General features: G+C 61.7%; 28 protein-coding genes. 11 read left to right on the top strand and 17 right to left on the bottom strand.

The window, feature by feature from the left end:
• Nucleotides 1-194 precede the first annotated feature (194 nt).
• Nucleotides 195-1,166, top strand: a complete 972-nt coding sequence (locus NKI49_RS05530; RefSeq protein ID WP_352601082.1) for an SDR family oxidoreductase — start codon at nt 195-197, stop codon at nt 1,164-1,166.
• Nucleotides 1,167-1,234: 68 nt separating this feature from the next.
• Here the strand turns inward: NKI49_RS05530 and NKI49_RS05525 are convergent, their stop codons facing one another.
• Nucleotides 1,235-1,741, bottom strand: coding sequence for a YciE/YciF ferroxidase family protein (locus NKI49_RS05525; protein ID WP_352601084.1), 507 nt, complete (start codon nt 1,739-1,741; stop codon nt 1,235-1,237).
• A gap of 249 nt (nt 1,742-1,990) precedes the next feature.
• Between NKI49_RS05525 and NKI49_RS05520 the strand changes: the two genes are divergently transcribed.
• The gene (locus NKI49_RS05520; protein WP_352601086.1) at nt 1,991-3,700 is read left to right on the top strand and encodes an HAD family hydrolase; all 1,710 of its coding nucleotides are present in this window, start codon (nt 1,991-1,993) and stop codon (nt 3,698-3,700) included.
• Nucleotides 3,701-3,741: 41 nt separating this feature from the next.
• On the opposite strand, the gene NKI49_RS05515 is transcribed toward NKI49_RS05520, so the two are convergent.
• The 4 genes from NKI49_RS05515 to NKI49_RS05500 are packed head-to-tail and all read right to left on the bottom strand — an operon-like array spanning nt 3,742 to nt 8,154.
• Nucleotides 3,742-4,203, bottom strand: coding sequence for a RidA family protein (locus NKI49_RS05515; RefSeq protein WP_352601088.1), 462 nt, complete (start codon nt 4,201-4,203; stop codon nt 3,742-3,744).
• A 27-nt stretch (nt 4,204-4,230) separates the two neighbouring features.
• Nucleotides 4,231-6,510 carry a xanthine dehydrogenase family protein molybdopterin-binding subunit gene (locus NKI49_RS05510; protein WP_352601090.1) on the bottom strand — a complete coding sequence of 760 codons (2,280 nt, stop codon included), beginning with the start codon at nt 6,508-6,510 and terminating at the stop codon, nt 4,231-4,233.
• A gap of 2 nt (nt 6,511-6,512) precedes the next feature.
• Nucleotides 6,513-7,535 carry an FAD binding domain-containing protein gene (locus NKI49_RS05505; protein ID WP_352601091.1) on the bottom strand — a complete coding sequence of 341 codons (1,023 nt, stop codon included), beginning with the start codon at nt 7,533-7,535 and terminating at the stop codon, nt 6,513-6,515.
• Between the two features lies 1 nt (nt 7,536).
• Nucleotides 7,537-8,154 carry a (2Fe-2S)-binding protein gene (locus NKI49_RS05500; RefSeq protein WP_352601093.1) on the bottom strand — a complete coding sequence of 206 codons (618 nt, stop codon included), beginning with the start codon at nt 8,152-8,154 and terminating at the stop codon, nt 7,537-7,539.
• A 166-nt stretch (nt 8,155-8,320) separates the two neighbouring features.
• On the opposite strand from NKI49_RS05500, the gene NKI49_RS05495 reads away from it, so the two are divergent.
• From NKI49_RS05495 to NKI49_RS05480, 4 genes are all read left to right on the top strand, one after another.
• Nucleotides 8,321-8,488 (top strand): hypothetical protein, encoded by a 168-nt coding sequence (locus NKI49_RS05495; protein WP_352601095.1) that lies wholly within the window; start codon nt 8,321-8,323, stop codon nt 8,486-8,488.
• 137 nt (nt 8,489-8,625) lie between these two features.
• Nucleotides 8,626-9,846 (top strand): HlyD family secretion protein, encoded by a 1,221-nt coding sequence (locus NKI49_RS05490; protein ID WP_352601097.1) that lies wholly within the window; start codon nt 8,626-8,628, stop codon nt 9,844-9,846.
• An 8-nt stretch (nt 9,847-9,854) separates the two neighbouring features.
• Nucleotides 9,855-11,471 carry a DHA2 family efflux MFS transporter permease subunit gene (locus tag NKI49_RS05485; RefSeq protein WP_352601099.1) on the top strand — a complete coding sequence of 539 codons (1,617 nt, stop codon included), beginning with the start codon at nt 9,855-9,857 and terminating at the stop codon, nt 11,469-11,471.
• Nucleotides 11,449-11,892, top strand: coding sequence for a PPC domain-containing DNA-binding protein (locus tag NKI49_RS05480; protein ID WP_352601101.1), 444 nt, complete (start codon nt 11,449-11,451; stop codon nt 11,890-11,892). The genes NKI49_RS05485 and NKI49_RS05480 overlap by 23 nt, the downstream gene beginning before the upstream one ends.
• A gap of 42 nt (nt 11,893-11,934) precedes the next feature.
• Here NKI49_RS05480 and NKI49_RS05475 read toward each other — a convergent pair whose 3' ends face one another.
• A complete protein-coding gene (locus tag NKI49_RS05475; protein WP_352601183.1) occupies nt 11,935-13,197 on the bottom strand; it encodes a DUF763 domain-containing protein in 1,263 nt (420 codons plus the stop codon).
• 96 nt (nt 13,198-13,293) lie between these two features.
• Entirely contained in the window at nt 13,294-13,902 is a 609-nt protein-coding gene (locus NKI49_RS05470; RefSeq protein ID WP_352601103.1) for a cysteine hydrolase family protein, read from the bottom strand.
• Between the two features lie 178 nt (nt 13,903-14,080).
• On the opposite strand from NKI49_RS05470, the gene NKI49_RS05465 reads away from it, so the two are divergent.
• Nucleotides 14,081-14,497, top strand: coding sequence for an HD domain-containing protein (locus NKI49_RS05465; protein ID WP_352601105.1), 417 nt, complete (start codon nt 14,081-14,083; stop codon nt 14,495-14,497).
• 56 nt (nt 14,498-14,553) lie between these two features.
• Here the strand turns inward: NKI49_RS05465 and NKI49_RS05460 are convergent, their stop codons facing one another.
• The 4 genes from NKI49_RS05460 to NKI49_RS05445 form a co-directional block, all read right to left on the bottom strand.
• Nucleotides 14,554-14,964, bottom strand: a complete 411-nt coding sequence (locus tag NKI49_RS05460) for a DUF427 domain-containing protein (RefSeq protein ID WP_352601107.1) — start codon at nt 14,962-14,964, stop codon at nt 14,554-14,556.
• 134 nt (nt 14,965-15,098) lie between these two features.
• Entirely contained in the window at nt 15,099-15,995 is an 897-nt protein-coding gene (locus NKI49_RS05455; RefSeq protein WP_352601108.1) for an alpha/beta fold hydrolase, read from the bottom strand.
• Nucleotides 15,992-16,177 carry a hypothetical protein gene (locus tag NKI49_RS05450; protein ID WP_352601110.1) on the bottom strand — a complete coding sequence of 62 codons (186 nt, stop codon included), beginning with the start codon at nt 16,175-16,177 and terminating at the stop codon, nt 15,992-15,994. The genes NKI49_RS05455 and NKI49_RS05450 overlap by 4 nt, the downstream gene beginning before the upstream one ends.
• Nucleotides 16,178-16,268: 91 nt before the next feature.
• Nucleotides 16,269-16,463 (bottom strand): DUF2934 domain-containing protein, encoded by a 195-nt coding sequence (locus NKI49_RS05445; protein ID WP_027024310.1) that lies wholly within the window; start codon nt 16,461-16,463, stop codon nt 16,269-16,271.
• A 305-nt stretch (nt 16,464-16,768) separates the two neighbouring features.
• Between NKI49_RS05445 and NKI49_RS05440 the strand changes: the two genes are divergently transcribed.
• A complete protein-coding gene (locus tag NKI49_RS05440) occupies nt 16,769-17,029 on the top strand; it encodes a hypothetical protein (RefSeq protein WP_352601112.1) in 261 nt (86 codons plus the stop codon).
• 41 nt (nt 17,030-17,070) lie between these two features.
• Here the strand turns inward: NKI49_RS05440 and NKI49_RS05435 are convergent, their stop codons facing one another.
• From NKI49_RS05435 to NKI49_RS05415, 5 genes are all read right to left on the bottom strand, one after another.
• The gene (locus NKI49_RS05435) at nt 17,071-17,253 is read right to left on the bottom strand and encodes a hypothetical protein (RefSeq protein WP_352601114.1); all 183 of its coding nucleotides are present in this window, start codon (nt 17,251-17,253) and stop codon (nt 17,071-17,073) included.
• Nucleotides 17,254-17,436: 183 nt separating this feature from the next.
• Complete coding sequence (locus tag NKI49_RS05430; protein WP_352601116.1) at nt 17,437-17,889, bottom strand: hypothetical protein; 453 nt, start codon at nt 17,887-17,889, stop codon at nt 17,437-17,439.
• A gap of 114 nt (nt 17,890-18,003) precedes the next feature.
• On the bottom strand, nt 18,004-19,347 hold the full coding sequence (locus tag NKI49_RS05425) for a PQQ-dependent sugar dehydrogenase (RefSeq protein ID WP_502899505.1): 1,344 nt from the start codon (nt 19,345-19,347) through the stop codon (nt 18,004-18,006).
• A 2-nt stretch (nt 19,348-19,349) separates the two neighbouring features.
• Entirely contained in the window at nt 19,350-19,790 is a 441-nt protein-coding gene (locus NKI49_RS05420; RefSeq protein ID WP_352601120.1) for a DUF2231 domain-containing protein, read from the bottom strand.
• Nucleotides 19,791-19,935: 145 nt separating this feature from the next.
• Nucleotides 19,936-20,550 (bottom strand): alpha-ketoglutarate-dependent dioxygenase AlkB, encoded by a 615-nt coding sequence (locus tag NKI49_RS05415; protein WP_352601122.1) that lies wholly within the window; start codon nt 20,548-20,550, stop codon nt 19,936-19,938.
• A gap of 168 nt (nt 20,551-20,718) precedes the next feature.
• Here NKI49_RS05415 and NKI49_RS05410 point away from each other — a divergent pair, with 168 nt between their 5' ends.
• Nucleotides 20,719-21,156, top strand: coding sequence for a GFA family protein (locus NKI49_RS05410; RefSeq protein ID WP_352601124.1), 438 nt, complete (start codon nt 20,719-20,721; stop codon nt 21,154-21,156).
• Between the two features lie 116 nt (nt 21,157-21,272).
• Nucleotides 21,273-21,494 carry a KTSC domain-containing protein gene (locus NKI49_RS05405; protein ID WP_352601126.1) on the top strand — a complete coding sequence of 74 codons (222 nt, stop codon included), beginning with the start codon at nt 21,273-21,275 and terminating at the stop codon, nt 21,492-21,494.
• Between the two features lie 18 nt (nt 21,495-21,512).
• On the opposite strand, the gene NKI49_RS05400 is transcribed toward NKI49_RS05405, so the two are convergent.
• Nucleotides 21,513-22,421, bottom strand: coding sequence for an isocitrate lyase/PEP mutase family protein (locus tag NKI49_RS05400; RefSeq protein WP_352601128.1), 909 nt, complete (start codon nt 22,419-22,421; stop codon nt 21,513-21,515).
• 280 nt (nt 22,422-22,701) lie between these two features.
• Here NKI49_RS05400 and NKI49_RS05395 point away from each other — a divergent pair, with 280 nt between their 5' ends.
• Complete coding sequence (locus NKI49_RS05395; RefSeq protein ID WP_352601130.1) at nt 22,702-22,875, top strand: hypothetical protein; 174 nt, start codon at nt 22,702-22,704, stop codon at nt 22,873-22,875.
• Nucleotides 22,876-22,908: the final 33 nt, after the last annotated feature.

Here is a 22,908-nt window from a genome sequence, read left to right as displayed (position 1 = left end):
GCGCGGTCCGATCGGCGTAACGGCGGCGCTTGAACTGCGCGGGTGGCATCCCGCATCCTTTCGGGTGATCGGCCATCCGCCAATGCTTCAAGGCCATTTCTCGAGCGTGTCGCCCGATTGAAGGAATGACGCTGGCGGCCATAAACTTTTTGGCCGGATATGCGTTGTTCGTGCTCCACGTCGAGGAGACAGACATGCAGATGAAATCGGAAACAGCCGCCGAGGCCGCGAAGCAACGTCATATCCAGCGCAAGGTCGACGCCAAGGACAAATCGAAGCCCGATGGCGGAAACGGCGGCGCCATGCAGGCCGGAGCCCGCCAATATCCCGAGCCGCCTTTCCCGGAACAGCATCAGCCGAAGCCGGGGCACGAATGGGCGCTCGAACCGGCTCCACTCTACGAGGCGCCGTTCTATCTCGGCTCCAAGAAACTCGACGGCAAGGTCGCGGTAATCACGGGCGGCGATTCCGGTATCGGTCGCGCCGTGGCTATCCTGTTCGCGCGGGAGGGCGCCGATATCGCGATTGTTTATCTCGCCGAGACCAAGGATGCGCAGGAGACGAAGGCCATGGTCGAAGCCGAGGGACGGCGCTGCATCCTGATAAAAGCCGATGTCAGTGAACGCGACCATTGCCGCAAGGCGGTGGCGGAGACGATGGCCAAGTTCGGACAGATCGACGTGCTGGTCAACAATGCCGCCTTTCAGATCCATTCCAGCGACTTCAGCGATCTGACCGAGGAGCATTTCGACACGACGCTGAAGACCAACCTCTATGGCTATTTCCACATGGCGCAGGAAGCCGTGCCGCATATGAAGCCGGGCTCGGCAATCATCAACACCGGTTCCGTGACCGGTATAGACGGCTCAAAGCAGTTGGTGGACTATTCGATGACCAAGGGCGGCATTCATGCGTTCACGCGGGCTCTTTCGGGCAATCTGATCAGCAGGGGCATTCGGGTCAACGCTGTTGCGCCCGGTCCGGTGTGGACACCGCTCAACCCGTCGGACAAGGAAGCCGGCGCCGTCTCGAAATTCGGCGCGGACACGCCGATGAAGCGACCGGCGCAACCGGAAGAACTCGCGCCGGCCTATGTGTTCCTCGCCTCGCCGCAATGCTCGAGCTATATCACCGGCGAGATCCTGCCGGTGATCGGCGGTTACTGATGTAAAAATTGCCGGCGCAGCGTCGGTGGCCAGCCGCCGCGCTGGCCAGCCGACTGGAGGGAGCGGCCTTATTCGGCGGCTTGCAGGTTGACCTTGCTTTCCGCGATCTCAGTGAGCTTGCGGTCGGTCGCCTGCTCTTCCTTTAGATTCTTGACCAGCACGTTGGCGCAGTCGCTGCGGCCAAGCTGCTTGGCCCAGGCGATGAGCGTGCCGTAGCGGGTTATCTCGTAATGCTCGACGGCCTGCGCCGAGGCGATCAGCGCCGCATCGAGAACTTCCTTGTCGTCGACGTCGCCGCTCACCTCGTCGGCCTCCTCGAGAATGCCGTCGATTGCCGGGCAGTTGACCTCCTTGGCCTTGACGCCGTGCAACTCGAACACCTGCTCGACACGTTCGACATGGCCCCTGGTCTGGTCGAGATGTTTTTCGAAGCCGGCTTTCAATTGCGGATCGGTTGCTTTGTCGATCATCTTCGGCAGCGATTTCTCGATCTGCTTTTCGGCGTAGTAGATGTCGCGCAGCGTGTGCACGAAGAGATCGTCGAGTGTCTTGATGTCCTTCGAAAAGAAGCCCATGGCGTTACCTTTCCTGTGCTCATGGTGAATTTTGGCGGCGGCTGGCCGCCGCGGGCATGCGCCGGTAGCTGATCCCGGCTCACCTGCTCAACGTTCCCGGTACCGGAGGAGTTCCTGATTTGGGGAGCAAAACCGTCACCGGACCTTCAGAATGATGCGAGCCGCTCGGCTCCCGATCGGAGCCTTTGTCTCGATCACACGTTCTACCCCAGACGCTGGGCGAACGGGCACTGGAAGAAGGTCGGTAGAATGTATTTCATTGCGTTGGCGACGGACTACGACGGCACGCTTGCCCATGACGGGATCGTTGCCAGGAAAACGCTCACCGCCCTCGAGCGGTTCAAGAAAAGTGGCCGCAAGCTGGTTCTTGTCACCGGGCGCGAACTGCCCGACCTGAAACGCGTCTTTCCCGAAGTCAGCCTGTTCGACAAGGTCGTCGCCGAGAATGGAGCGCTGATCTACACGCCGGCAAGTGAAGAAGAACGGGTGATTTCCCCCTCACCCGAGCCTAAGTTCGTCGCCAGGCTGAAGAAGCACGGCGTCAAGCCGCTTTCGGTCGGGCGGTCGATCGTCGCGACCTGGGAGCCCCATCAGGTAGCGGTGCTGGAGATTATCAAGAAACTGGGGCTTGAGCTGGAAATCATCTTCAACAAGGGCGCGGTGATGATCCTGCCGAGCGGCACCAACAAGGCCACGGGACTGGCCGCCGCCCTCCAGGATCTTCGGCTTTCGACCCATAATGTGGTCGGTATCGGCGACGCCGAGAACGATCACGCCTTCCTCCAGGCCTGCGGCTGCAGTGTGGCTGTCGACAATGCGCTTCCAGCGGTCAAGACCACTGCGGATCTGGTGACCCATGGTGCCCGCGGAAAGGGCGTGGAAGAACTGATCGGCAAACTCATGAAGCGTGACCATGATCTCGTGCCGCGGCGCCGCGGTGGCATTGTGCTTGGGACGGCCGACGGCGATGATATCTATTTGTCGCCGACCGACACCGTGCTCATCGCCGGCAGTTCGGGCATCGGCAAATCCACCTTGGCCACAGCACTGACGGAGCGCTTCGTCGAGAGCCGGTTTCAGTTCTGCATCTTCGATCCAGAGGGCGACTATGACGGGCTCGAAGGCGCCATCCGGCTGGGCGACGGCGCGACCGTGCCGACAGAGGCGCAAGTGCTGGACCTGGTTGAGAACCCGGACAGCAATATCGTCATCAATGGGTTGGCGCTGCGCGTCAATGAACGGCCCGATTTCTTTGCCGACCTGTTGCCCGGCCTCAGCAGCTTCCGCCGCCGCACCGCAAGACCGCATTGGCTGGTCATCGACGAAGCGCATCATCTTCTCCCCAAGCGGCGCGATGATACGCGTGCGGTGCTGTCGCTGGAATTGCCGGGCACGATCCTGATCACCGTTCACCCCGAGGCGCTCTCGACCGATGCCTTGCGCCTGGTAACAGCCATCATTGCCCTTGGACCCAAAGCGAAGGACGTCGTGAAAGTATTCTGCCACGAGACAGGGATTGAACCGCCGAAGGACATTCCCTCGCCCAAGGGCGAGCGCGTGTTGTTCTGGCGACCGGAAAAGCGGAAGAAGCCGGCCATGGTCAAGGTGGTCGAGCCGCGGCAATCGCTCAAGCGGCACAGCCGCAAATATGCCGAGGGGCAACTCGACGAAGCCGGCAGTTTCTATTTCCGCGGTCCCGACGACGCGATGAAGCTCAGGGCCCACAATCTGACGATATTCGCTCAGATTGCCGAAGGTATCGACGACAAAACCTGGGAGTTCCACTTGCGCGCCGGCGATTATTCGAGGTGGTTCCGCCAGCAGATCAGGGACAAGGAACTGGCGAGCGAAACCGCCGAGGCGGAAAAGGACGATACGCTCTCGGCCGAGGAGAGCCGCAAACGCGTGCTCGACGCTGTGCGCCGCCGCTATACAGCTCCCGCGACTGCCCCGGAATGAGGTCGAGAGCCCTCGGCCGTCACTACCACGCGGAAATTCTCTCAGTCCGGCAGCGCGGCAACCGCGACAATCTCGACGACGATGTCAGCTTGCGCGAGCGCTGCAACCCCGATCACCTCCGAGGGCGGCGGGTTGTTATAGCTACAGTGCTTCGGGCAATGCTCGGCAAAGAACGCGTCCATCACGTCCAGGCGAAAATTGGGGGAGCTCAGAACGCCGCCGTCGGGAAATGGCCCCTTGATGAAGAAGGTCAGCCGAATGAGATAGTCGAGTGCGCTGCCGAGTTCCTCCAGATCGGATTTGATGTTCGTTAGAATTGCGCGCCACTGCGCGGCCGCATCCCCGACGAAGCCACCTCCCTTTCTGCCCATCGGATCATAGTCATCGGCGGTCGCGGTGTTTCCGCAAAGGTAGACAAATCCCTTTGCTCCGCTGACGACGGTGCCTTTTCCCCACGGCATCAACCGGCCGTTCTTGAATTTCTTATGGGTTACGAGATCCATGCTCCCGTCCTGCGCCACCCCTGATCGTCAGCCTATCAAATCGTCAATCCTGATCGGCAGGTCGCGAATGCGCTTGCCAGTGGCGTGATAGACGGCGCTGGCCACCGCGGCCGCGGTCCCGACATTGCCAAGTTCGCCCAGTCCTTTGACGCCGGCCGGATTGACGTCCGGGTCGACCTCCGGGACCAGGATGACGTCGACCTGTTTGATGTCCGCATTGACCGGCACCAGATAGTCCTGCAGGTCTCGGTTGACATAGCGGGCATCGCGCCGATCGATTTCCGTCGCCTCGTGAAGAGCCTGGCCAATGCCCCAGATCATGCCGCCCATCAGTTGGCTGCGCGCGGTGCGCGTATTCATAATGCGTCCGGCGGCAAAGGCACCGACGACGCGCGGCACCCGGATTTCGCGTGTGTAGCTGTTGACACGAACTTCGACGAATTCCGCGCCGAAGGCATATTTCACCGAATCCTTGTCCTGATCGCCGCCGTGGAATTCAGGCTGTCCGGCATAGAGTTTCTTCAGGGCTTCCGGCGTTGAATCCTTTGGCGCGAATTCGGCGTATTCCTCTATCGCGCCGACCTGCATCGCCTTGAAGACATCCGACAGCCTGGCGGATTTGCCGCCGCTTGCAACGATTGTCTTCTGGTCCATTTCCAGCCTTGCATTGCCGGAGCCGGCCAATGGTCCGTCTCCGGCAATTGCCGCGGCGAAGAGCTTCTGGCGCACGGCGTCGCAAGCCTTCATAACCGCCGAGCAGACGCTCGCCGTCGAGATCGAGCCACCTGACACCGGCGCCGGCGGCAAGGCACTGTCGCCCATCTCCACGGTCACCTTGTCGATGTCGACGCCAAGTCTCTCGGCCGCCATCTGTCCTGCAACCGTGCGCACGCCGGTGCCAATCTCGTGCGAACCGCACTGGACGCGAACCTGGCCATCGTCGGTCAGGCGGACACGGGCCGCGCATGGCGCGCTGGCAGTTGGATAGATGGCGGTCGCGCAGCCCATGCCGACCAGCCAGTCGCCATCGCGCATCGAACCCACAGCGGCGTCCCGCTTCGACCAGCCAAAGGCCTCGGCGGCCTGGTCGTAACATTTGATGAGCGACCGGCTGGAGAATGGCTTGCCGCCGATCGGCTCCTTTTCAGGCTCGTTGATACGCCGGAATTCGACCGGATCCATGCCAAGCGCCACGGCCATTTCGTCCATGGCGTTTTCAAGCGCGTAGACATAGGGCGTTTCGGGCGGGGAGCGCATATAGCCCGGCGTGTTGCGATCCGCATGCACCAGCGAAACATGGGTGAGCACGGAACCGTAATTATACATGCGGCCGGTCGCCGAGGTGCCGCCGACGACATAGGCGTCGGGACGCGACGTCACCTCCCAGCCTTCATGCGCGAATGCGGTGATGTGGCCATCCTTGTTCGCGCCGATGCGGATACGATGGCGCGTCTCCGCCCGGTAGGTCTGCGTGTTGAAAGCCTGCATGCGGCTGACGACGCAACGGACCGGCCGGCCGACGCGGCGGGCAGCAACCGCGACAATTGCCGTACGGGCGGTCATCGGTCCCTTGGAGCCGAAGGCGCCACCAATATAGGGGCTGACGATACGGACATTGGCCGGATCGATCTTCAACTGCCGCGCGAGTTCGGTTTTCCAGCCGGTGACATTCTGGCTCGGCTCATGAACGGTGAGTTGATCGCCTTGCCACATGGCCGTGGTCGAAAACAGCTCGATCGGATTGTGGTGCTGCGTCGGCGTCGAGTATTTCTGGTCGATCTTCACCGCAGCGGATTGAAAGGCGGCGTCGAAATCCCCGGCCTTGACGTCCTCCTTGAACAACGGGCTCTTGCCGGCCGCCGGCTCCATCTCCACGCCTTTCGAATCGAAGCCGGCGCTGGGCGTTTCGGCCGCATAATCGGCACGGATCAGCATAGCGGCTTCTTCGGCGGCCTCGAATGTTTCGGCCACCACCAGCGCAATGATCTGGCCGTCATGGAAGATGGTTTTGTCGTGCAGGGGACCGATCGAACTCGCCGCGGTATTGCCGAATTTGGGCTCGTCGATCTGGTCCATATCGCCGGCGCTGACGATGTCGATGACGCCCGGCACGGCACGGGCCTTATCGAGGTGAAGGGCGGAAATGCTGCCTTTGGCAACGGTGCTGGTGGCAAGCGCGCCGTAAGCGACATTGGCCACGGCAAGGTCGGCGGGATAGCCGGCCTGCCCGGTGACCTTCAGGCGCCCGTCGATCCGGGGGACAGGATTTCCCATATTTTCTTTCGGCGCAGGAGCAGCTTGGTTCATCGTCAGACCTTCATGTCGCGTGTTTCGAGCAGGGCCCGCACCAGCGTACGCTTGCCAAGCGGCACCTTGAACGCGTTGTGCTGGCGTGGACTGGCGTCGGCAAAAGCGGCTTCGGCCGCGGCCGCCGCGCTCTTGTCGTCAAGGACGTTATCGCGCAGCGCGGCCTCCGCCGCCCTGGCGCGCCACGGCACTGTCGCGACGCCGCCCAGCGCGATGCGCGCTTGCCTGACCATCTCTCCGTCCATGTCCAGCGCAACCGCGGCCGAGGCCAGCGCGAACGCATATGATTCGCGATCGCGTATCTTCAGGTAACGCGAGCGACGGCTCCATGTGTCGAAAGGAACGGCGATTGCCACGATAACTTCATCGGCGGCGAGATCCGTTTCGATTTCGGGCGTGTCGCCCGGAAGCCGATGCAGTTTGGCGAACGGTACTCTGCGCGAACCGCGCCGTCCCTCCACCTCGACGACCGCATCGAGCGCGATCAGCGCCTGCGCGAAATCGCCGTGGTAAGTGGCGATGCAGGCGTCGCTGGTGCCAAGCACGGCATGTTGCCGGTTGACCCCTTCCATCGCGGCGCAGCCGGAACCGGGCTCGCGCTTGTTGCATGGCCAGGATATTTCGCGAAAATACTCGCACCGCGTTCGCTGCAGCACATTGCCGGCAAGGCTCGCCATGTTGCGAAGCTGGCCGCTGGCGGCGAGTTGGAGGCTCTCGGCAAGGAGCGGGCAACGGCGCCTGACCTCCTTGTTGTCGGCTGCTTCGCCCATGCGGACCAACGCGCCGAAGCGGATGGTATCATCGCTTATTCTGATCTGCCGCAGCGCCGGCTCGGCGAGATTGTTCAGGTCGAGCAACCGCTCCGGCTGCGCGACACCAAGTTTCATATAGTCGGCCAGATTGGTGCCGCCGGCGATGAATTGGGTGTTGGCCTGTGTTGGCTGGACATGTCTCGCGCCGGGTTCGGCCGCCGTGGCGATCGCCGCGGAAACGCTCGTCGGTCGCTCATAGAGGAAGGGATGCATCCTAGGCCCTCCTGATTTCGTCGCGCGCCTGGATGATCGCCGCGACGATGTTCGGATAGGCCGCGCACCGGCATAGATTGCCGCTCATATATTCGCGGATCTCGTCGTCCGACCCGGCATGGCCCTCGTTGACGCAACCGATGGCGGACATGATCTGGCCCGGCGTGCAATAGCCGCACTGAAACGCATCATGGTCGACAAAGGCCTGCTGCATCGGATGCAAATCTCCACCAACTGGAGCCAGGCCCTCCACGGTCGTGATATCACGGCCCTGGTTCATGACGGCGAAACTCAGGCAGGAAAGCACCCGCTTCCCATCGACGAGCACGGTGCAGGCCCCGCACTGGCCGTGGTCGCATCCCTTCTTGGTGCCGGTCAGGCCGGCATGATCGCGCAAGGCGTCCAGCAGGCTCGTGCGGTTGTCGAGCGCAAACGTGTAGGCCTGCTTGTTGATACGCATCGAAATCGTCGAAAGATCGCGCGGCGCGGCCGCTTTGGCGGGTTCCGGGGGGGCGGCTTGCGTCGACGTGGTCGCGAGCGGCATGGCCGCTGCTGCCGAAACAGAGCCCGTCATGAAGGTGCGTCTGCTCAAGCTGTTGGGGATCGTGGAGTTGGACATGGCTGGCTTCCGGCTGGCTGGAGTCCCTGAGCGGGCCGAACCGCTAGCAGGATACAAAGTTCCGTCCCTCACAAGCCTGTGATCATTTCTTTACCGGCCGGCCGGGAGCCGCTGGAACTTCACCGTTCGCGCAATAGTTGTCTTCCGAGAACGCAAGGAGACGATCATGAGCGATGATCGGCACGACGACAGCGATGATGGGCCGGTGTTCTCGGCCGAACAGGCACGGCAAGGTGAGATCATACTGCGAACCCGTACGCGCCGGATCATCTTCATAGCCGGCCTGGTCGGCATCGTGTTGCTGGCGCTGTTGGTGCGCATCGTGGTCGGATGAACCCGGACAAGGCTGTCGGAGTGACGTTACCTTTCATCCCGTGGTCGGAATTCACATCAGGAACTTTTGCCAAGCCTTGCCGTTGACCCGCGTCCGCCGCCGCGGACAATCCCCTCATATTGCTGAGAGTTATTCCGTTGGATACGAAACCTCAGAAAACCGAGCCCGACACGATTCCCGCCGACGATGGTTTCGGGCGAACCCAAGAGCAGCAAGAGCAGCAAACCCTTGAGCAGCGTGGCGGCAGCCAGCCAAATTCCGCACAACAGGAGCTGGACGACGACAGATCCAGGAATGGCGGACCGCCGGACGCCAAGCCGCAGAACTCGAACCTGCTCGGCTTTCCCAGGCGCCATCCCTACTGGGCGACTGCAATCGCCCTTGTGCTACTGCTCATCGTGGCGGGCGTGGTGATCTGGTGGTTGCATGCCCGCCAATATGAATGGACGGACGACGCTTTCATCGATGCGCGCACGATTACCATCGGCGCCGAAATATCGGGACGTATCACCGACCTCGCGGTCACCGACAACCAGCAGGTCAAGGCGGGCAGCGTTCTCCTGCGCATAGACGACACCGACTATCAGGCAAGCCTCAAGCAGGCCGATGCGGGCGTCGCCGCGGCGCAGGCGGAGATTGTCAACGTCGCGGCGCAGATAGAAGCACAGAACGCAAAGGTCGACGCGGCGCAGAAACAGGCGGTGCAAGCCCAGGCGGCGCTCGACTTCGCCAGGGCGGAAGACCAGCGCAACCGCGAACTTCTCGCCAGGGGCACCGCAACGCAACAACAGGCGCAGCAGGCCGCTTCGACGCTGCGCCAGGACCAGGCTGCGCTCGATAACGCCCAGGCCAGCGTGGCTGGCGCAAAAAGCCAGATCGCCGTTTTGCAAGCACAGGGCAAAAGCGCCGAAGCCAAGCTCAATCAGGCCAGGGCGAGCCGGGAGCAGGCACGCACGATGCTCGCCCGCACGACCATCACCGCGCCGGTTGCCGGACGGGCAACCAGCATCTCGATCGCCAATGGCACCTATGCCCAGCCTGGCCAGGTGCTGATGATGTTTGTTCCGGACGAAGTCTGGGTGAAGGCCAATTTCAAGGAAACGCAGCTTGATCTGATGCGGCCGGGACAGCCCGTCGACATCGATATCGACGCCTATCCGGAAAAATCCTTCCATGGCCGGGTCGACAGCATCCAGGCAGGCAGCGGCACCGCCTTCAGCCTGCTGCCGGCCGAAAATGCCACCGGCAATTTCGTCAAGGTGGTGCAGCGCGTGCCGGTGAAGATCGTCTTCGACAAACCGCCCGGCGTGCTGCTGGGCCCGGGCCTGTCGGTGGTGCCGACGGTCAAGGTGCGGTGAGCGGCGAAATGGCCAGCGACCAGAGCGAAAGCCGGTCCGCTGCCGGCGAGCACAATCCGTGGCTGATCGCGATCGTCGTCTCGATCGCGACCTTCATGCTGGTGCTGGACACCTCGATCGCCAACGTGGCGCTGCGCAACATCGCTGGCAGCCTGGCCGCCGGAATGGACGAAAGCACCTGGGTCATCACCACCTATCTCGTCGCGAATTCCGTTATCATTCCGGTCAGCGGCTGGCTGGCCAGCGTGATCGGCCGCAAGCGCTACTACATGCTTTGCGTGGCGACCTTCACCATCGCATCGCTGCTGTGCGGACTGGCACCCAACCTGGAGATGCTCATCGTCTTCAGGATCTTGCAGGGCCTCGGCGGTGGCGGCATGGCGCCAAGCGAGCAGTCGATCCTTGCCGACACGTTCCCGCCCGAAAAACGCTCCCAGGCATTTGCGCTCTACGGCATCGCCGTCATTGTCGCGCCGACGGTCGGACCGACCATCGGCGGCTGGTTGACGGACCATTTCTCCTGGCATTGGATCTTCTTCATCAACGTACCGTTCGGCATCATGTCGATCGCCTTGGTGCAGTGGCTGCTCGTCGAGCCGGACGTGCTCGAACGCGAACGTCGGGAGCGGCTGAAAGACGGCCTCAAAATAGACTTTGTCGGGTTCATCCTCGTCGCGACTGCGCTCGGCAGCTTGGAAATCTTCCTCGACCAAGGTCAGCGCAACGACTGGTTCGCGTCGAGCTTCATCACGACTTTTGCGGTATTGTCAGCGATCTCGTTTCTGCTGCTTGTTCCATGGGAACTCAGCCACCATGATCCGGTCGTCGACGTCCGCCTGCTGTTCACCCGCCAGTTCGGCACCTCGTTCCTGGTAATGATGGCAGTCGGCGCCGTGCTGTTCAGCACCACGCAGTTGATGCCACAACTGCAACAGACCGCCTTCGAGTACACCGCGACCCTGTCAGGCCTCTCCATGATGCCGGGCGGCATCGCCATGCTGGTGCTGATGCCGGTTTCAGGATTCGCCGCGGGTCTCATCCAGCCCAAATATCTGATCATGGCGGGCATGTCCGTCGTCGCTGTCGCGCTCTGGCACATGACATCGCTGACCCCGGACGCCAGCTTCCGCTTCTTTGCCTTTGCGCGCGTCTTCCTGATGATCGGCCTGCCGTTCCTGTTCATCCCGATTTCAACAGCGGCCTATGTCGGTCTGGCGCCGCAACAGACCAACCAGGCATCGGCGCTGATCAACGTTGCCCGCAACATAGGCGGCAGCATTGGCGTATCGCTGTCCAACACCGTGATCGCTCAAAATGCGCAACTCCATCAATCAAACCTTGTCGGCCACACCGCGCAATCGTCCTCCATCTACCAGCAGGTGCTGCGGGAAGTGACCGACCACTTCGTCGCTCAAGGCTCGCCCATGGTCGAAGCCAAACAGCAGGCGATCGGCTGGGTCGGCCAGTTGATAGCGCGACAGGCGTCGCTGCTCGCCTATGTCGATGTCTTTCGCTATTGCGCCGTCGCAACGGCGCTGTTTGTGCCGATCGCGCTGCTGCTGCGGTCGCCAAAATCACGCAGACAAGAAAAGGAGCAGGGCCATGAAATCACGGCTGGTCAATGAGGTCGACGGGCAGAGGACATTCATCGTGGTACTCGATCCCGGCGAAGAAGCATTTACCGCGCTCACAGCCTTCGCGGCCGACCAGAAGCTCGACGGTGCCTCCCTGACAGCCATCGGGGCCTTCGAAAGAGCGACCGTGGGCTGGTTTGATCTGAATGCGAAGACCTACCGCAGAATCCCGATCGACGAACAATGCGAAGTCCTGAGCGCGATCGGCGATATCGCGTTGGGCGACGATGGTCAGCCCAGTCTTCATATTCACGCGGTGTTCGGATTGAGCGACGGCACCACCAGAGGTGGCCATCTGCTCGAAGGCATCGTCCGGCCGACGCTCGAGGTCACCCTGGTGGAAGCGCCTGGCCGTCTGCGCCGCAGCAGACGTCCGGAGCTTGGCATCGCGTTGATCGATCTGGACGCTTGAACTTGAAGCGCGTCCGGCAGAGTTCACTGCAGCCCGATCCTGTCACGCTTTCTTGTTCTGATCGGTGGACACCGTGCCTGGCGCTGGTTCCCATCCGAACACGCTGCGGCCGCCAAGAAGATGCGACTGGCCGAATTCTCCGGCGACAATTTCCTTCAGGCTGGGGCCGGTGACGTACCGTTCGACTTGCCGCGACTGATCGTCAAGCCGCCGCAACGCGCCGATTTCCTCGTCGCGGCCGAGCTTGGCCTTTTGCACCGCCGACTTCAGCACCCCGATGGTCTCGTCGTAGACTTTCAAAGGCACGGGGAAGGGATGCCTGTCCTTGCCGCCATGGGCGAGCGAAAACCGGCCAGGGTCTGAGAACCGGCACGGCGCGCCATGCACCACTTCCGCCACCAGGGCCAGCGCACGCACTGTGCGCGCCCCGACGCCGGGAACGAGAAGAAGCTCGGCAAAATCGGTGGGTCCACGTTCGGCGGCCGCAGCCATATTGCCGTGCAGACGACGCATGACGACATCGCTTTCGCGGACATCGTGGTGAGCCGGCATGACCAGGTGCGGCAGCAGCGGCTGCTCGGGAGCCGATACTATCCCACGATCCAGCGCAGCGAATTCCCGCAGGATATGATCCGGCCCAAGGTCCTGCAGCAGATCCAACTGTCCCTGGCGCGACGCCTCGGCGCGCCGGTCCGTCAGGTTGACGATCTTCCCCTGGTTGGCGCCCTCGATCGCCGCATGCGGCTGGTCGATGAAGCTCTTCAGGCCTTCGGACAGCCAATGATAGCGGCGCGCCACCTTGCTGTCGCCGTTCATGCCTTGCTGCACCACGACCCAGTCACCGTCATCGGTGACGATGAAGCCATGCAGATAGAGGTCGAAACCGTCCTGAACGGCGGCGCTGTCCACCTTGGCGACAAGCCGGCTGGCGGTTGCCAGGCTCGTTCCGTCGAAGCCGACCCTTTCGCCGATGGCTGCAAGCTCGTGCGGGGTTTTGCGCGAATGCGCGCCGCGGCCGCCGCAGACATGAATGCCGAGTTCGCCGGAGAGCGGCGTGAGACCTCGTTTCAAGGCGCCGACGACGCTCGTCGTGATGCCGGAGGAATGCCAGTCCATGCCCATCACGGCACCAAAGGACTGGAACCAGAACGGATGCGCCAGCCGCCGCAGCAACTCGTTGCGCCCGTAGTGATGAATGATCGCCTCGCACATCACGGCGCCAAGACGCGTCATGCGATCGCCGAGCCATTTCGGCACGCGTCCCCCATGAAGTGGAAGATCAGCACTTCCCGATCGCTGCGCCACGTTCGCCTGTTCCATCACTGCCGTTCGTTCGACATATAGGTATCCCAGGCCGCGCGAAGAAGCTTCCGCAGCTTTGGCCGCTCACGCCCGGCGGCATCAAGTCCAGCTCGAGAGAACGGTCTCCATCTCGACCGTCTCGACCTGCTGTGCGAAGCGCTGGTGATAGACGGTGAGCAGAGCATCGTGTGTCGCGTCGGAAGAGCTGCACAGCGCGTCCGTGACGAGAACCACGCGGTAGCCGAAATCGATGGCGCCAAGCACGGTGGCCAGAACGCAGACATCGGTTTCGCCGCCGGTGATGACAAGCGTATCGACGTCACGCTCTGCTAGAAAGGCTTGGAGGCGGCCTTCGAACCAGGGCGAGTAGATATGCTTGTCGATGACCACCGCTGGGGGACAGTAGCCGGCCAATGCCGGCAACAGGTCGACCATTGCGGGGTCGATGTTCTCGATCGTCATCGAAGCCCAGCGCTCGTAGTAGCGCTTCCATGCGCCGACACCTTGCCCCGGCTTCCGGGCAGGCAGGAAGCGCGTGAATACGGTTTGCGGCGCTCGGCGTTCGACCAGCTTCTCGATCCGGGGAAGGACGCGGGTGACCCAGGGTGTCGCCCATTCCGACGGTTCGGCAAACAATTGCTGCATATCCACACAGATGTGCATGCATCGATGACCCAGGGGACCATATGCCAGGCCAGGCATCGACATCAGCACCTCCCTGCCGGGCCGTTTTCTTCCACGGCTTCTTCCGTTCATCAAAGACTGGGGAACGCCGCCTGCAGGGACTCGTTCCTGAAAAAGGCTCCGGAACCGGTACAGGTGGTCGGCCGTTTCGCTGGAGGAAGGGAGCCACTCGTATGCGACCGTCAAAGAAACCGGGGACGCAATGAGCATTTTCTATCGGGCGGCCAAGATTGCGGAGGAGGTTCACGCGGCGCAGCGCGACAAAACCGGGCTGCCCTACATCGAGCATTGCCGCCGCGTCGCCGATGCTGTCGAAACGATGGATCAGAAGGTCGTTGCCTATTTACACGACGTCCTGGAAAACGGCGAAAGCTGGAGCCGGGTCAAGCTCGAGGCCATTTTCGGACCGGCAATCGCTTCCGCCGTCGACGCCATGTCGCGCAGGGATGGCGAGGATTATCTCGCGTTCGTGCGGCGCGCGGCATCGAACCCGCTGGCGCTGCCGGTAAAGCGCGCGGATCTGGAAGACAACATCTGGCAGTCGCGGCAGGTCGGAGCATCACCAGCCAGATACGAGGAGGCCCTGCGCATTCTCGATGAGGAGTTCTCCGGCCGGTAGGCGTGTTTGGCGCGGCCAAGCAAGGGGCCAGAACGTCCAATCGTGCGCAGACAAGTTCATTCAATCAGATGTGGCGTATGCCGCTTGTCCTCTGCCGGGTCGACATTGATGCGAGCCTTCTGCGGATCGAAAGCGCCATGGCGTGCGATGGCCCGTGCCGCCGTGCCCGGCGTCTCGTAGGCCCACATGAAGTCGTCGGCGGAACCACCAACCGCATGGACACGCCAGTAGCTTGCCGTCCCTTTCAGCGGAGACGTGCTTGTAGTGTTTGTCTTTTCGAAAAGCTCGAAATAGATGTCTTCGAAGGGGATGTAGAACACCGGCTCGTGTCCCTCTTCCCGAAGTATTTTCGCCCGGTCCGTGGCGGCGACTATGGCGTCGGAAAACCTTACCGTCACCGTGCCCGCAAAGGGCTCGATGACCAGTTGACCAGGGCGGGTTGCTGAAGTTGCGACTGAAGCCTGCATCTGAATTCTCCCTGCCTATCCGCATTGGTATGACGGCGTTCCGGTCCGTCAGCCCGTGAAGACGAAATGCGCGGCGGTGGATTGAGGTTCCGGCATTCCGCGACGAAGGTCGTGGTGACGGCCATAGGCGGGGATTATTGCCTGCCGAAGCTGTCGAGAAAGCCTGCCAACGCTCGCGAAACCTCTTCTGGAGCTTCACGCGTGGGGAAGTGCCCGATAGCATCGAGCACCAGCCGCCTATAGGGCGCGGTGAAGTGGTCTTCCAATCCTTCCGACGATTTGACCGCCACGACACGGTCGTCGCCGCCGTGGAGCGTCAACGTCGGCACCGTGATGATCTTGACCGCCGTTTGCCGGCGGGCGAGCTCGGCATAGCGCGGATCGGGCTCGGCTTCTTCCCAACGAACGCGATAGGAGTGCAGCGTCACATCGGCCCAGTCGGGGTTTTCGAACGACGTCGCCACTTCGTCGAAAATGGCATCGTTGAACCAGCCCAGCGGGCTCCAGGTGTCCCATTGAAATCTGGCGAATTCCTTGCCGTTTTCGCGCACGAACTCCGCGCCGCGCGCGGTCGCCATGAACCATTGATACCAAAACGCCCTCGCCTGCTCAGGGGCTGGCGTCGCCGGCTTGCCCGGTTGCCAGCCGAGCGACAAGGCGGCGCAGCATTTGATGCGATCCGGGAAAACCGACGCCAGCAGATAGGAGATCCGGGCCCCCCAATCGTGCCCGACGACTGCAAAGCGGCTCAGCCCAAGCGCGTCGGCGAAGTCCAGCACATCTTGCGCCATCGCGGCGATCTCGCCGGAGCGCATAGTCTTTTTCGACAGGAACGATGTCCGCCCAAAGCCTCGCAGCCAAGGGGAAAACGTCCGAAAGCCTGCTTCATGCAGTGCGGGCGCGATGCCATCGTAAGCGGTCGCGTCATCGGGCCAGCCATGCAGCAGGACAACCGGCGCACCGTCCGCTGGCCCATCGCTGAGATAGGCAACGCGCAGCAAAGGCGTATCGCAATATGAGACGGGTTTCATTTGTTCTCCGGAACGCTTCCAGGCTGATCGCCACCAGTCGTCGAGTTGGGTCTGACGTCCTGCTCGACCGGCGGGCTCTTGCTGATCGTATCGGTGTTGGCTTTCGTCGGCTCCGTGCTGCCATCACAGGCGCTGAGCGCAAAAACAGCGACGACGAGCAAAAGCGAAAAGACGCCCTTCATCGAAACCTCCGCTGGCTGATATTCGACAAACGAGGTTCCGACAGTTTGGTTGCCCGGCTGCTGCCCAGGTGCCGACGTCACCCTCCACGCTTCAATCCTTCGACCCTGTCGAGCCGGAGCTGACCGTCGGGTCAGGCACGACGGGTCCGCGTTCGGCCTCCGACCCTTCTGCCTCGATCTCCTGCACGGCTTGGTCCCAATTTTCCTGCTCGCGTCCGGCCGGACGGCCCTGGCGCTCCCAGATTTCATAGGCTCGCCGCTTGATCCGCTCTTCCCTGGGCTCCATGAACTCCATCCTCCGATCTGTCAGTCTCAATTCCGGTCGATATTTTTTGTTCCTCTTTTGTCGCGAAAAGGCAGCTGCGAGCGCCGCGAACTCGGCAAACCGGGTGTGGGCAAGACGGGTGTGGATTGCGTGAACAACCCACTTGGCCGTTGCCGTAGTCATTTTCTTCGTGACACGTCGAGGCGGCAGGATCTATGTATTAGCTATCTCTGTTGCGCGCGCGGCACCGGCTCTTTGGTCACCGGCGCGCAATGCCTGATCGCCCGTCGCATCGCGGGCTTTGCTTCGAGACCAAGGTGACGCCCATGCGGGAATTGCCGAAAGACGTTGATGCCGATGTCGTGATCGAGATCGGCAGGCTGCTGGACGACAGCCCGCTTTTCGTTCCGGTCCGGGTTCATCAGCTTGCAATCAGCGTGAGGCAAAAGGTGAGGACCGTTTTGTCGGATCTCTCTATCGAGGAACTGATCGTGGAAATGGCCTCCGCACGCCGGTTGGCGATGGCCTTTGATCTGCCTGGATCGGAGAATGTGGTGCAAATCCCGACGCTCCGCCCGCGCCGCTAGATGTGAGCGGTTCACCGTTTCACGCGTGGAGCGATCTCAGTTCAGGTTGCGGCGGCGTTCCCATCGTCGAAGAATTGGATGCCCCGGACGGTCGCCATCTTGGTGATCAAGCCGGTAAGGTCGGCATCCGATCGTTTCGTGCCAGTGCGTTCGCGCAGCGTGGCTATGGTCGCGCGCATCGAAGGAAAGGGGTTTTCCTGAATCTCATCGAGAATGGTGTCCACTGACGCGGCAACATTTGACGGTTCCGGATCTACGTTCATGGCCTTTCGTCCGTCTGGGCCCTGATGGCGCGGACTGCAACCATCTCATAGAGATATTGGTCGCAGAGGTCCGACTTCAACACCCGCCCAATCGCTTTCCGGGAGAGGTCCGTCATTAAAATCTGATGGGCTTTCGTTCGCAGCTCAGCGCGCCGAGGCGCGAAGCGCGGACATGAAGAGCACCAGCAGCGCCAGCGCATTGAGACCCGCCGCGACTGCATGCGAATACTCCCATTGACGACGGAGCAATTCCCAGTTTTCGGGCAAGACGGTCCAGTTCCGGGTCATTTGGTTGACCGGATAGGTGAGAGTCCAGAAAGCAAGCTGCGTGGCAGCAATGCTGGCGAAAGCAAGGACGACCAGACCGAAAGACCCGCCCGTTCGGTAAAGCAGGACTGCCAGGGCCGCAGTGGAGAGCAATGCTCCCAGCACCACGATGCCGAACAGGCTCCAGCCGTCATAGGCACGTTGCGCGGCCAGATAGCCCGGCCCGTCAAGTTTCATCTTGTTGAACATGGCGAAGAGGTGCGCGCCGGACGGGATGAAGGCCAGTGCAACGAAAATGAAACTGATCACTCTCAGAGCGTGGATCGCCATATCTTGTCTCCTCCGAGACAGCAGCTAGGGCGATCGGGCAAGGTTGGGAAGATCATTGGGATCGCGGAGCAGGATGGGTCCGCCCGCGACCCATGCGATTTCGAATGAAAGCACCTACTGGCTCGCGGACGTTACACGCCAGACCGTGTTTCCGACATCATCCGCGATCAGCAGGCCGCCTGATTTGTCGACGGCGAGCCCTACCGGCCGGCCGCGAGCCTGGCCGTCATTGTCGAGAAAACCGGTCACGACATCCTGCGGCTTGCCGTCCGGCCGGCCATCCCTGAAGGGCACGAAGACGACCTTGTAGCCGTTGAAGCTCTTGCGGTTCCAACTGCCGTGTTCACCGACAAAGGCGCCGCCGCGATAGGCTTCGGGCAGGTTGGTAGCCGTGTAGAACGCCATGCCCAACGGCGCGACGTGGGAACCCAACGCATAGTCCGGAGGAATCGCCTTGGCGACCAGGTCGGGCCGCTGCGGCATCACGCGCGGATCGACATGCTGGCCATAATAGCTGTACGGCCAGCCATAGAACCCGCCATCCCTGACCGAGGTCATGTAGTCTGGGACCAGATTGGGGCCAAGCTCATCACGCTCGTTGACGACAGCCCAAAGCGCTCCGCTTTGCGGTTCCCAGCTCAGCCCGTTGGGATTGCGCAGCCCGCTTGCGAAAATTCGCGATCGGCCCGTTGTCCGGTCGACCTCCCAGATGGCAGCCCGGTCCTTTTCCGCCTGGATGCCATTTTCGGTGATGTTGCTGTTGGAGCCGACACCGACATAAAGCAGCGATCCATCCGGACTGGCGACAAGGCTCTTGGTCCAGTGGTGGTCGATGGGGCCACCGGGCAGCGGCGTCAGCACGGTGCCCGGCGCGGTGATCTTGGTCTCGCCCGGGGTGTAGGGATAGCGGACGATGGCATCGGTATTGGCGACATAGAAATCGTTGCCGACAAGAGCCACGCCGAAGGGCGAATTGAGGTGATCGAGGAAAACATCCTGGACGTCGGGCACACCGTCGCCGTTGCTGTCACGCAGCAAGGTGATGCGGTTGCTTCCTTCGGTCCCGCCGCCTGATGTCGCCATGGACTCGATCCAGCCCATGACAAGGTCTTTCGGACGCTTGATCGCGGCACCGGGCGGAGCCACGGACTCGACCACGAGAACGTCTCCATTCGGCAAAGTGTAGAGCGAGCGTGGATGTCTCAGCCCCTTGGCAAAGACCTGGATCTGCAATCCCTGCGCGACAGTCGGCTTCTCATCCTGTTTCCAGCCGACGACCGAAGCGATATTCACGGGTGGCATCAAATATTGTATCTGTTCGGGGAGTGTCGGGTTCGGCCCGATCTGGCCGCTTGGATCCGGATCATTGTCACTGCACGCCGGCAACGCCAGCAGCGATCCGCACACCAGCCCCAGGCCCGCGGCGCGCCGGATTCGCCTGGCGGAAAACTGTGCCATCTTCATTCGACCGCCTCCACTCTGGTGCGATGGCCGGCCCACCTCATCAACCCCGTTATCAGCAGGACGATCACGGTTACCGCCGAAAGGGTGAGCCCTGTCGGCACGACCGATGTCCAGGCATCGCGGCTGTGCACCAGCGAATTGAAAAATGACAGGACGAGCACGACCAGGCTGCCGAGGAGATAGGGCCATACGGGTCCGCGCTCACGTGAAAGTCGGCCGGAGAAGAAATCGATCAGGGCCGCGATCACCGCAAGCACTCCCATCACCAAGCCGGCGAACAGAAGCCAGGCGGAAAAATTGGTCCACATCATCTCCGCGGTTCGCCAGTAGTTCAGGTCGGTCAGCAAGGTACCGATGAAACAGGCATTGGCGACAATCATCAGTGTCTGGCGGAGCGGGCGCCTGGTAACCACTGCTATTGGCTGCGAACTGACCATCAACACTCTCCACCTTGTTCAGGGCCGACTTATGCTTCAAACCAGCGTGAACTTGAGATGTTCCCTGCAAACGCTTAGTGTTCAAGGACTCGTGATAGTCGGCCAGCATCGCCGGCGGCTTTCAAAATTCCGGGAGGCGCCATGCTCAGCGACTTTGAGACCGCAAGGTCCGCAAGGTGATCGAATAGCGGTGCTCGGCAAGCGGCGGGATGCTGTGCTCCCATTCCATGCGCGACGGACCGGTCATGAGATAGACGGACCTTGGCGCGACGGTGATGGTCTGGCGATCCCATTTGGCGCCATTCTTGCGTCTCAGCCGGAAGCTGCAGGACGCAAGCAGCGAAACGCCCGCGACGTCTTCGAAATGAGGTTTGTCGCGGTGCCAGCCAATTCCCGCGCCAGGTCGGTACTCATTGATCAATACCTGCGCGAAGGCGTCGGCGGACCGGTGCGCGAAGGCCGCGACTTTCTCGCGCAGAGGCAGCAGAAAGTCAGGTATCGGAGGCGCTTTCACGATTTCGCGCCGGTCATAATCGTAGCGCAGGCCAAAGCCGACGACGCGCCGGTTCGCCAGATGGCCGTGAAAATCGAACGCCTGAAAAGGCAAGCATTCGAGATGCCGGACGAGCTCCGCTTCTTCTTGCGGCGTGATCAACTCGGGCCGATAGAAAAAGCCTTCCGGCAGATCGTGCGAAACGCCAAAGAGATCGTGCTGGAGCGCGAGGCTGCCGGCCTGCGTGTTCGTTTTGCTCGGGGACATCATGGCTAGATGGCGAACGTCCGGCCCTGGGACAAGAGCGGAACCGTTCTGTCCATCCCAGCTGGATTCCGGCCGGCGGAACGTAGCGGCGACACAACAGTTAAGACCGGGAAGCGGCGGGCTCTGCGCAGAACGACCGCCGCCGGCACAACCAGGGGGAGTTGCCCGATGCCGCGACTTGAGACCGGCGCCTGCTTTTGCGGGAAAATTGTCGCCGCAATGGACGGCGAGCCTTTTTGGATATGCTACGACCACGATGACGATTGCCGCCGGGCCATTGGAAGCCCGCTCACCGTCTGGGTTGGTTATCGGCCGGAGCAATTCCGGCTTTTGCGGGGAACACCGAAGGCCTTTTCCAGGACACAAGGCGTCACCCGGACGTTCTGTCCGGACTGCGGGAGCTCGATAGGCTACCGCGACGAAGGCCTGCCGGACGAGCTCTATCTGACGATCGGCTTTTTCGACAGGCCGGAGGCTTTCCCGCCTCAGGCCCATGCCTATTGGGCGCTCAGACTGCCATGGGTGGATTTCGACGACGGCCTGCCGCGCATCGATCGGTACTCAAGGGAGCGCGACGCGCAATTCGGCAATCCACGCGACAGGTAACGGCGGAACCTGGTGGCCTGGCGCGGAACCCGACCATTTCCAGCGGGTTTATCCCCGTGACCAGCGAGGTTTATTCCCTCCCAGCGGGATTATCCCCGTGACCATCGGGTGCCAAAGTGCCGTCGACCGTGATCCGCGAAACCAACTACGATCCGACCACCAGGATCCTTTCCGTCTGGTTCGTGCCAAGCGGCATTCGCTATGACTATGAGGATGTCGCTCCGGCGACCTATGCCGCGTTCGGAAGGGCCAGCTCAAAAGGCCGTTTCTTCAACGAATTCATTCGCGACCATCACAAATACCGGCGGCTGGACGAAAAGCAAAAGGCCGGCGGATAACGTGATCTTGCCTGCCGGTCATTGTCCCGACAGCTTTTGCTTGAGCTTCGCTATCATGCCGTCCTGGGATCGCCTCATGAAACGGTTCTCGATCGCCGCCCATTCCGACATGCGCACGATCTCCTCAAAGCCCTTGAGGTCGACGCTCTTTTCCGGTGACAGCGGTCTGCCCTCCCGCAAATCGTCAAGCGCCTGCTGCATGGCATGGACGGCGGAAAACAAAATCGTCGTCGGATACAGGACCATGTCGTAGCCCATCGCATGCAGGTCGGACGGCGATTGCCATGGCGTCTTGCCGCCGCGCTCCAGGATACTCGTCGCCAGCGGAACGTCCTTGAACGCCTCTCCCACCTGAGCCAGTTCCTCGACGCTTGTCGGCCCCTCGACGTAGACGCCGTCGGCGCCGGCGTCGAGGTACCGTTTTGCGCGCTCGATCGCGTCATCGAGACCATGCGGTTCTCGTGCATCCGTGCGGGCGAGCAGGAAGAAATCCGGATCGACGCGAGCAGCGACTGCGGCGCGGATCTTTTCTTCCATGATTTCAGCCGCAACGATCTCCTTGCCGGCCATGTGACCGCAGCGTTTGGGCGGCTTCTGGTCTTCGATGAACAAGGCCGAGGCGCCGATCGCCTCGTAGCCCCTGACGGTGCGCGTCACGTTCTTGACGTCGCCATAGCCGTCGTCGCCATCGACAAGCACCGGCAAGTCGGAAGCCTCGATGATCTCGCGCGCCCTGGTGTGCTTTTCGCCGTACTGCTCGAGATCGATATCCGGCACGGCATGCATGGCGGCAACCATGGCGAAGCCGCCGATCTGATAGGCCGGGAAGCCAGCGCGTTCGATCAGCCGCGCCGACAGCGCATCTCCCGCCGAAGGCAGCACAAGCGGCGCATGGTGATCGATCGTCGATTTCCAGGACTGGGCCATCTTCAAACCTCTGGTCGGAAACGCGAGCACGGGCATGAGGTTCCGACAGGCAGCACGGACGCTTCCATACGAAAAACCCTGCTATTGTTGTCCAGCGGGTTTTTGGCATGGCGCAAACGCGCACGACGACGAATTGTCCACCTGCCGGGACGGAACCCTGCCATGCACCTTGCCGTTGGTGTCCGATCGAAGCGGAGACTCGCGGCCAACGGCAACGTCCAAGGAGTCCAGGCGGCAATGGCCGTCAAACCTTGGAATAGACGCAAGGAACTTAAAAGCCATGACGACCAAGGATCAGAAGGACCAGAAAACCGAAAGCAAGGACGAGAAGGCGTTGCGACTGGCGGAGACCACTGACGTCTCACCGAAACAGGCCAAGGATCTCATGCAAAAGCATGGCAAGGACAGCCCCAAGGTCGACAAGGAAGCCAGGAACTTCAAGGCCGAAGGATAATCATGCCGGGCTGACGGGCCTTCTGGTCGAGCC

The organism is Mesorhizobium sp. M0587, assembly GCF_040320945.1.
GTDB lineage: Bacteria > Pseudomonadota > Alphaproteobacteria > Rhizobiales > Rhizobiaceae > Mesorhizobium.
This window is presented reverse-complemented; position numbering and strand designations above follow the sequence as displayed.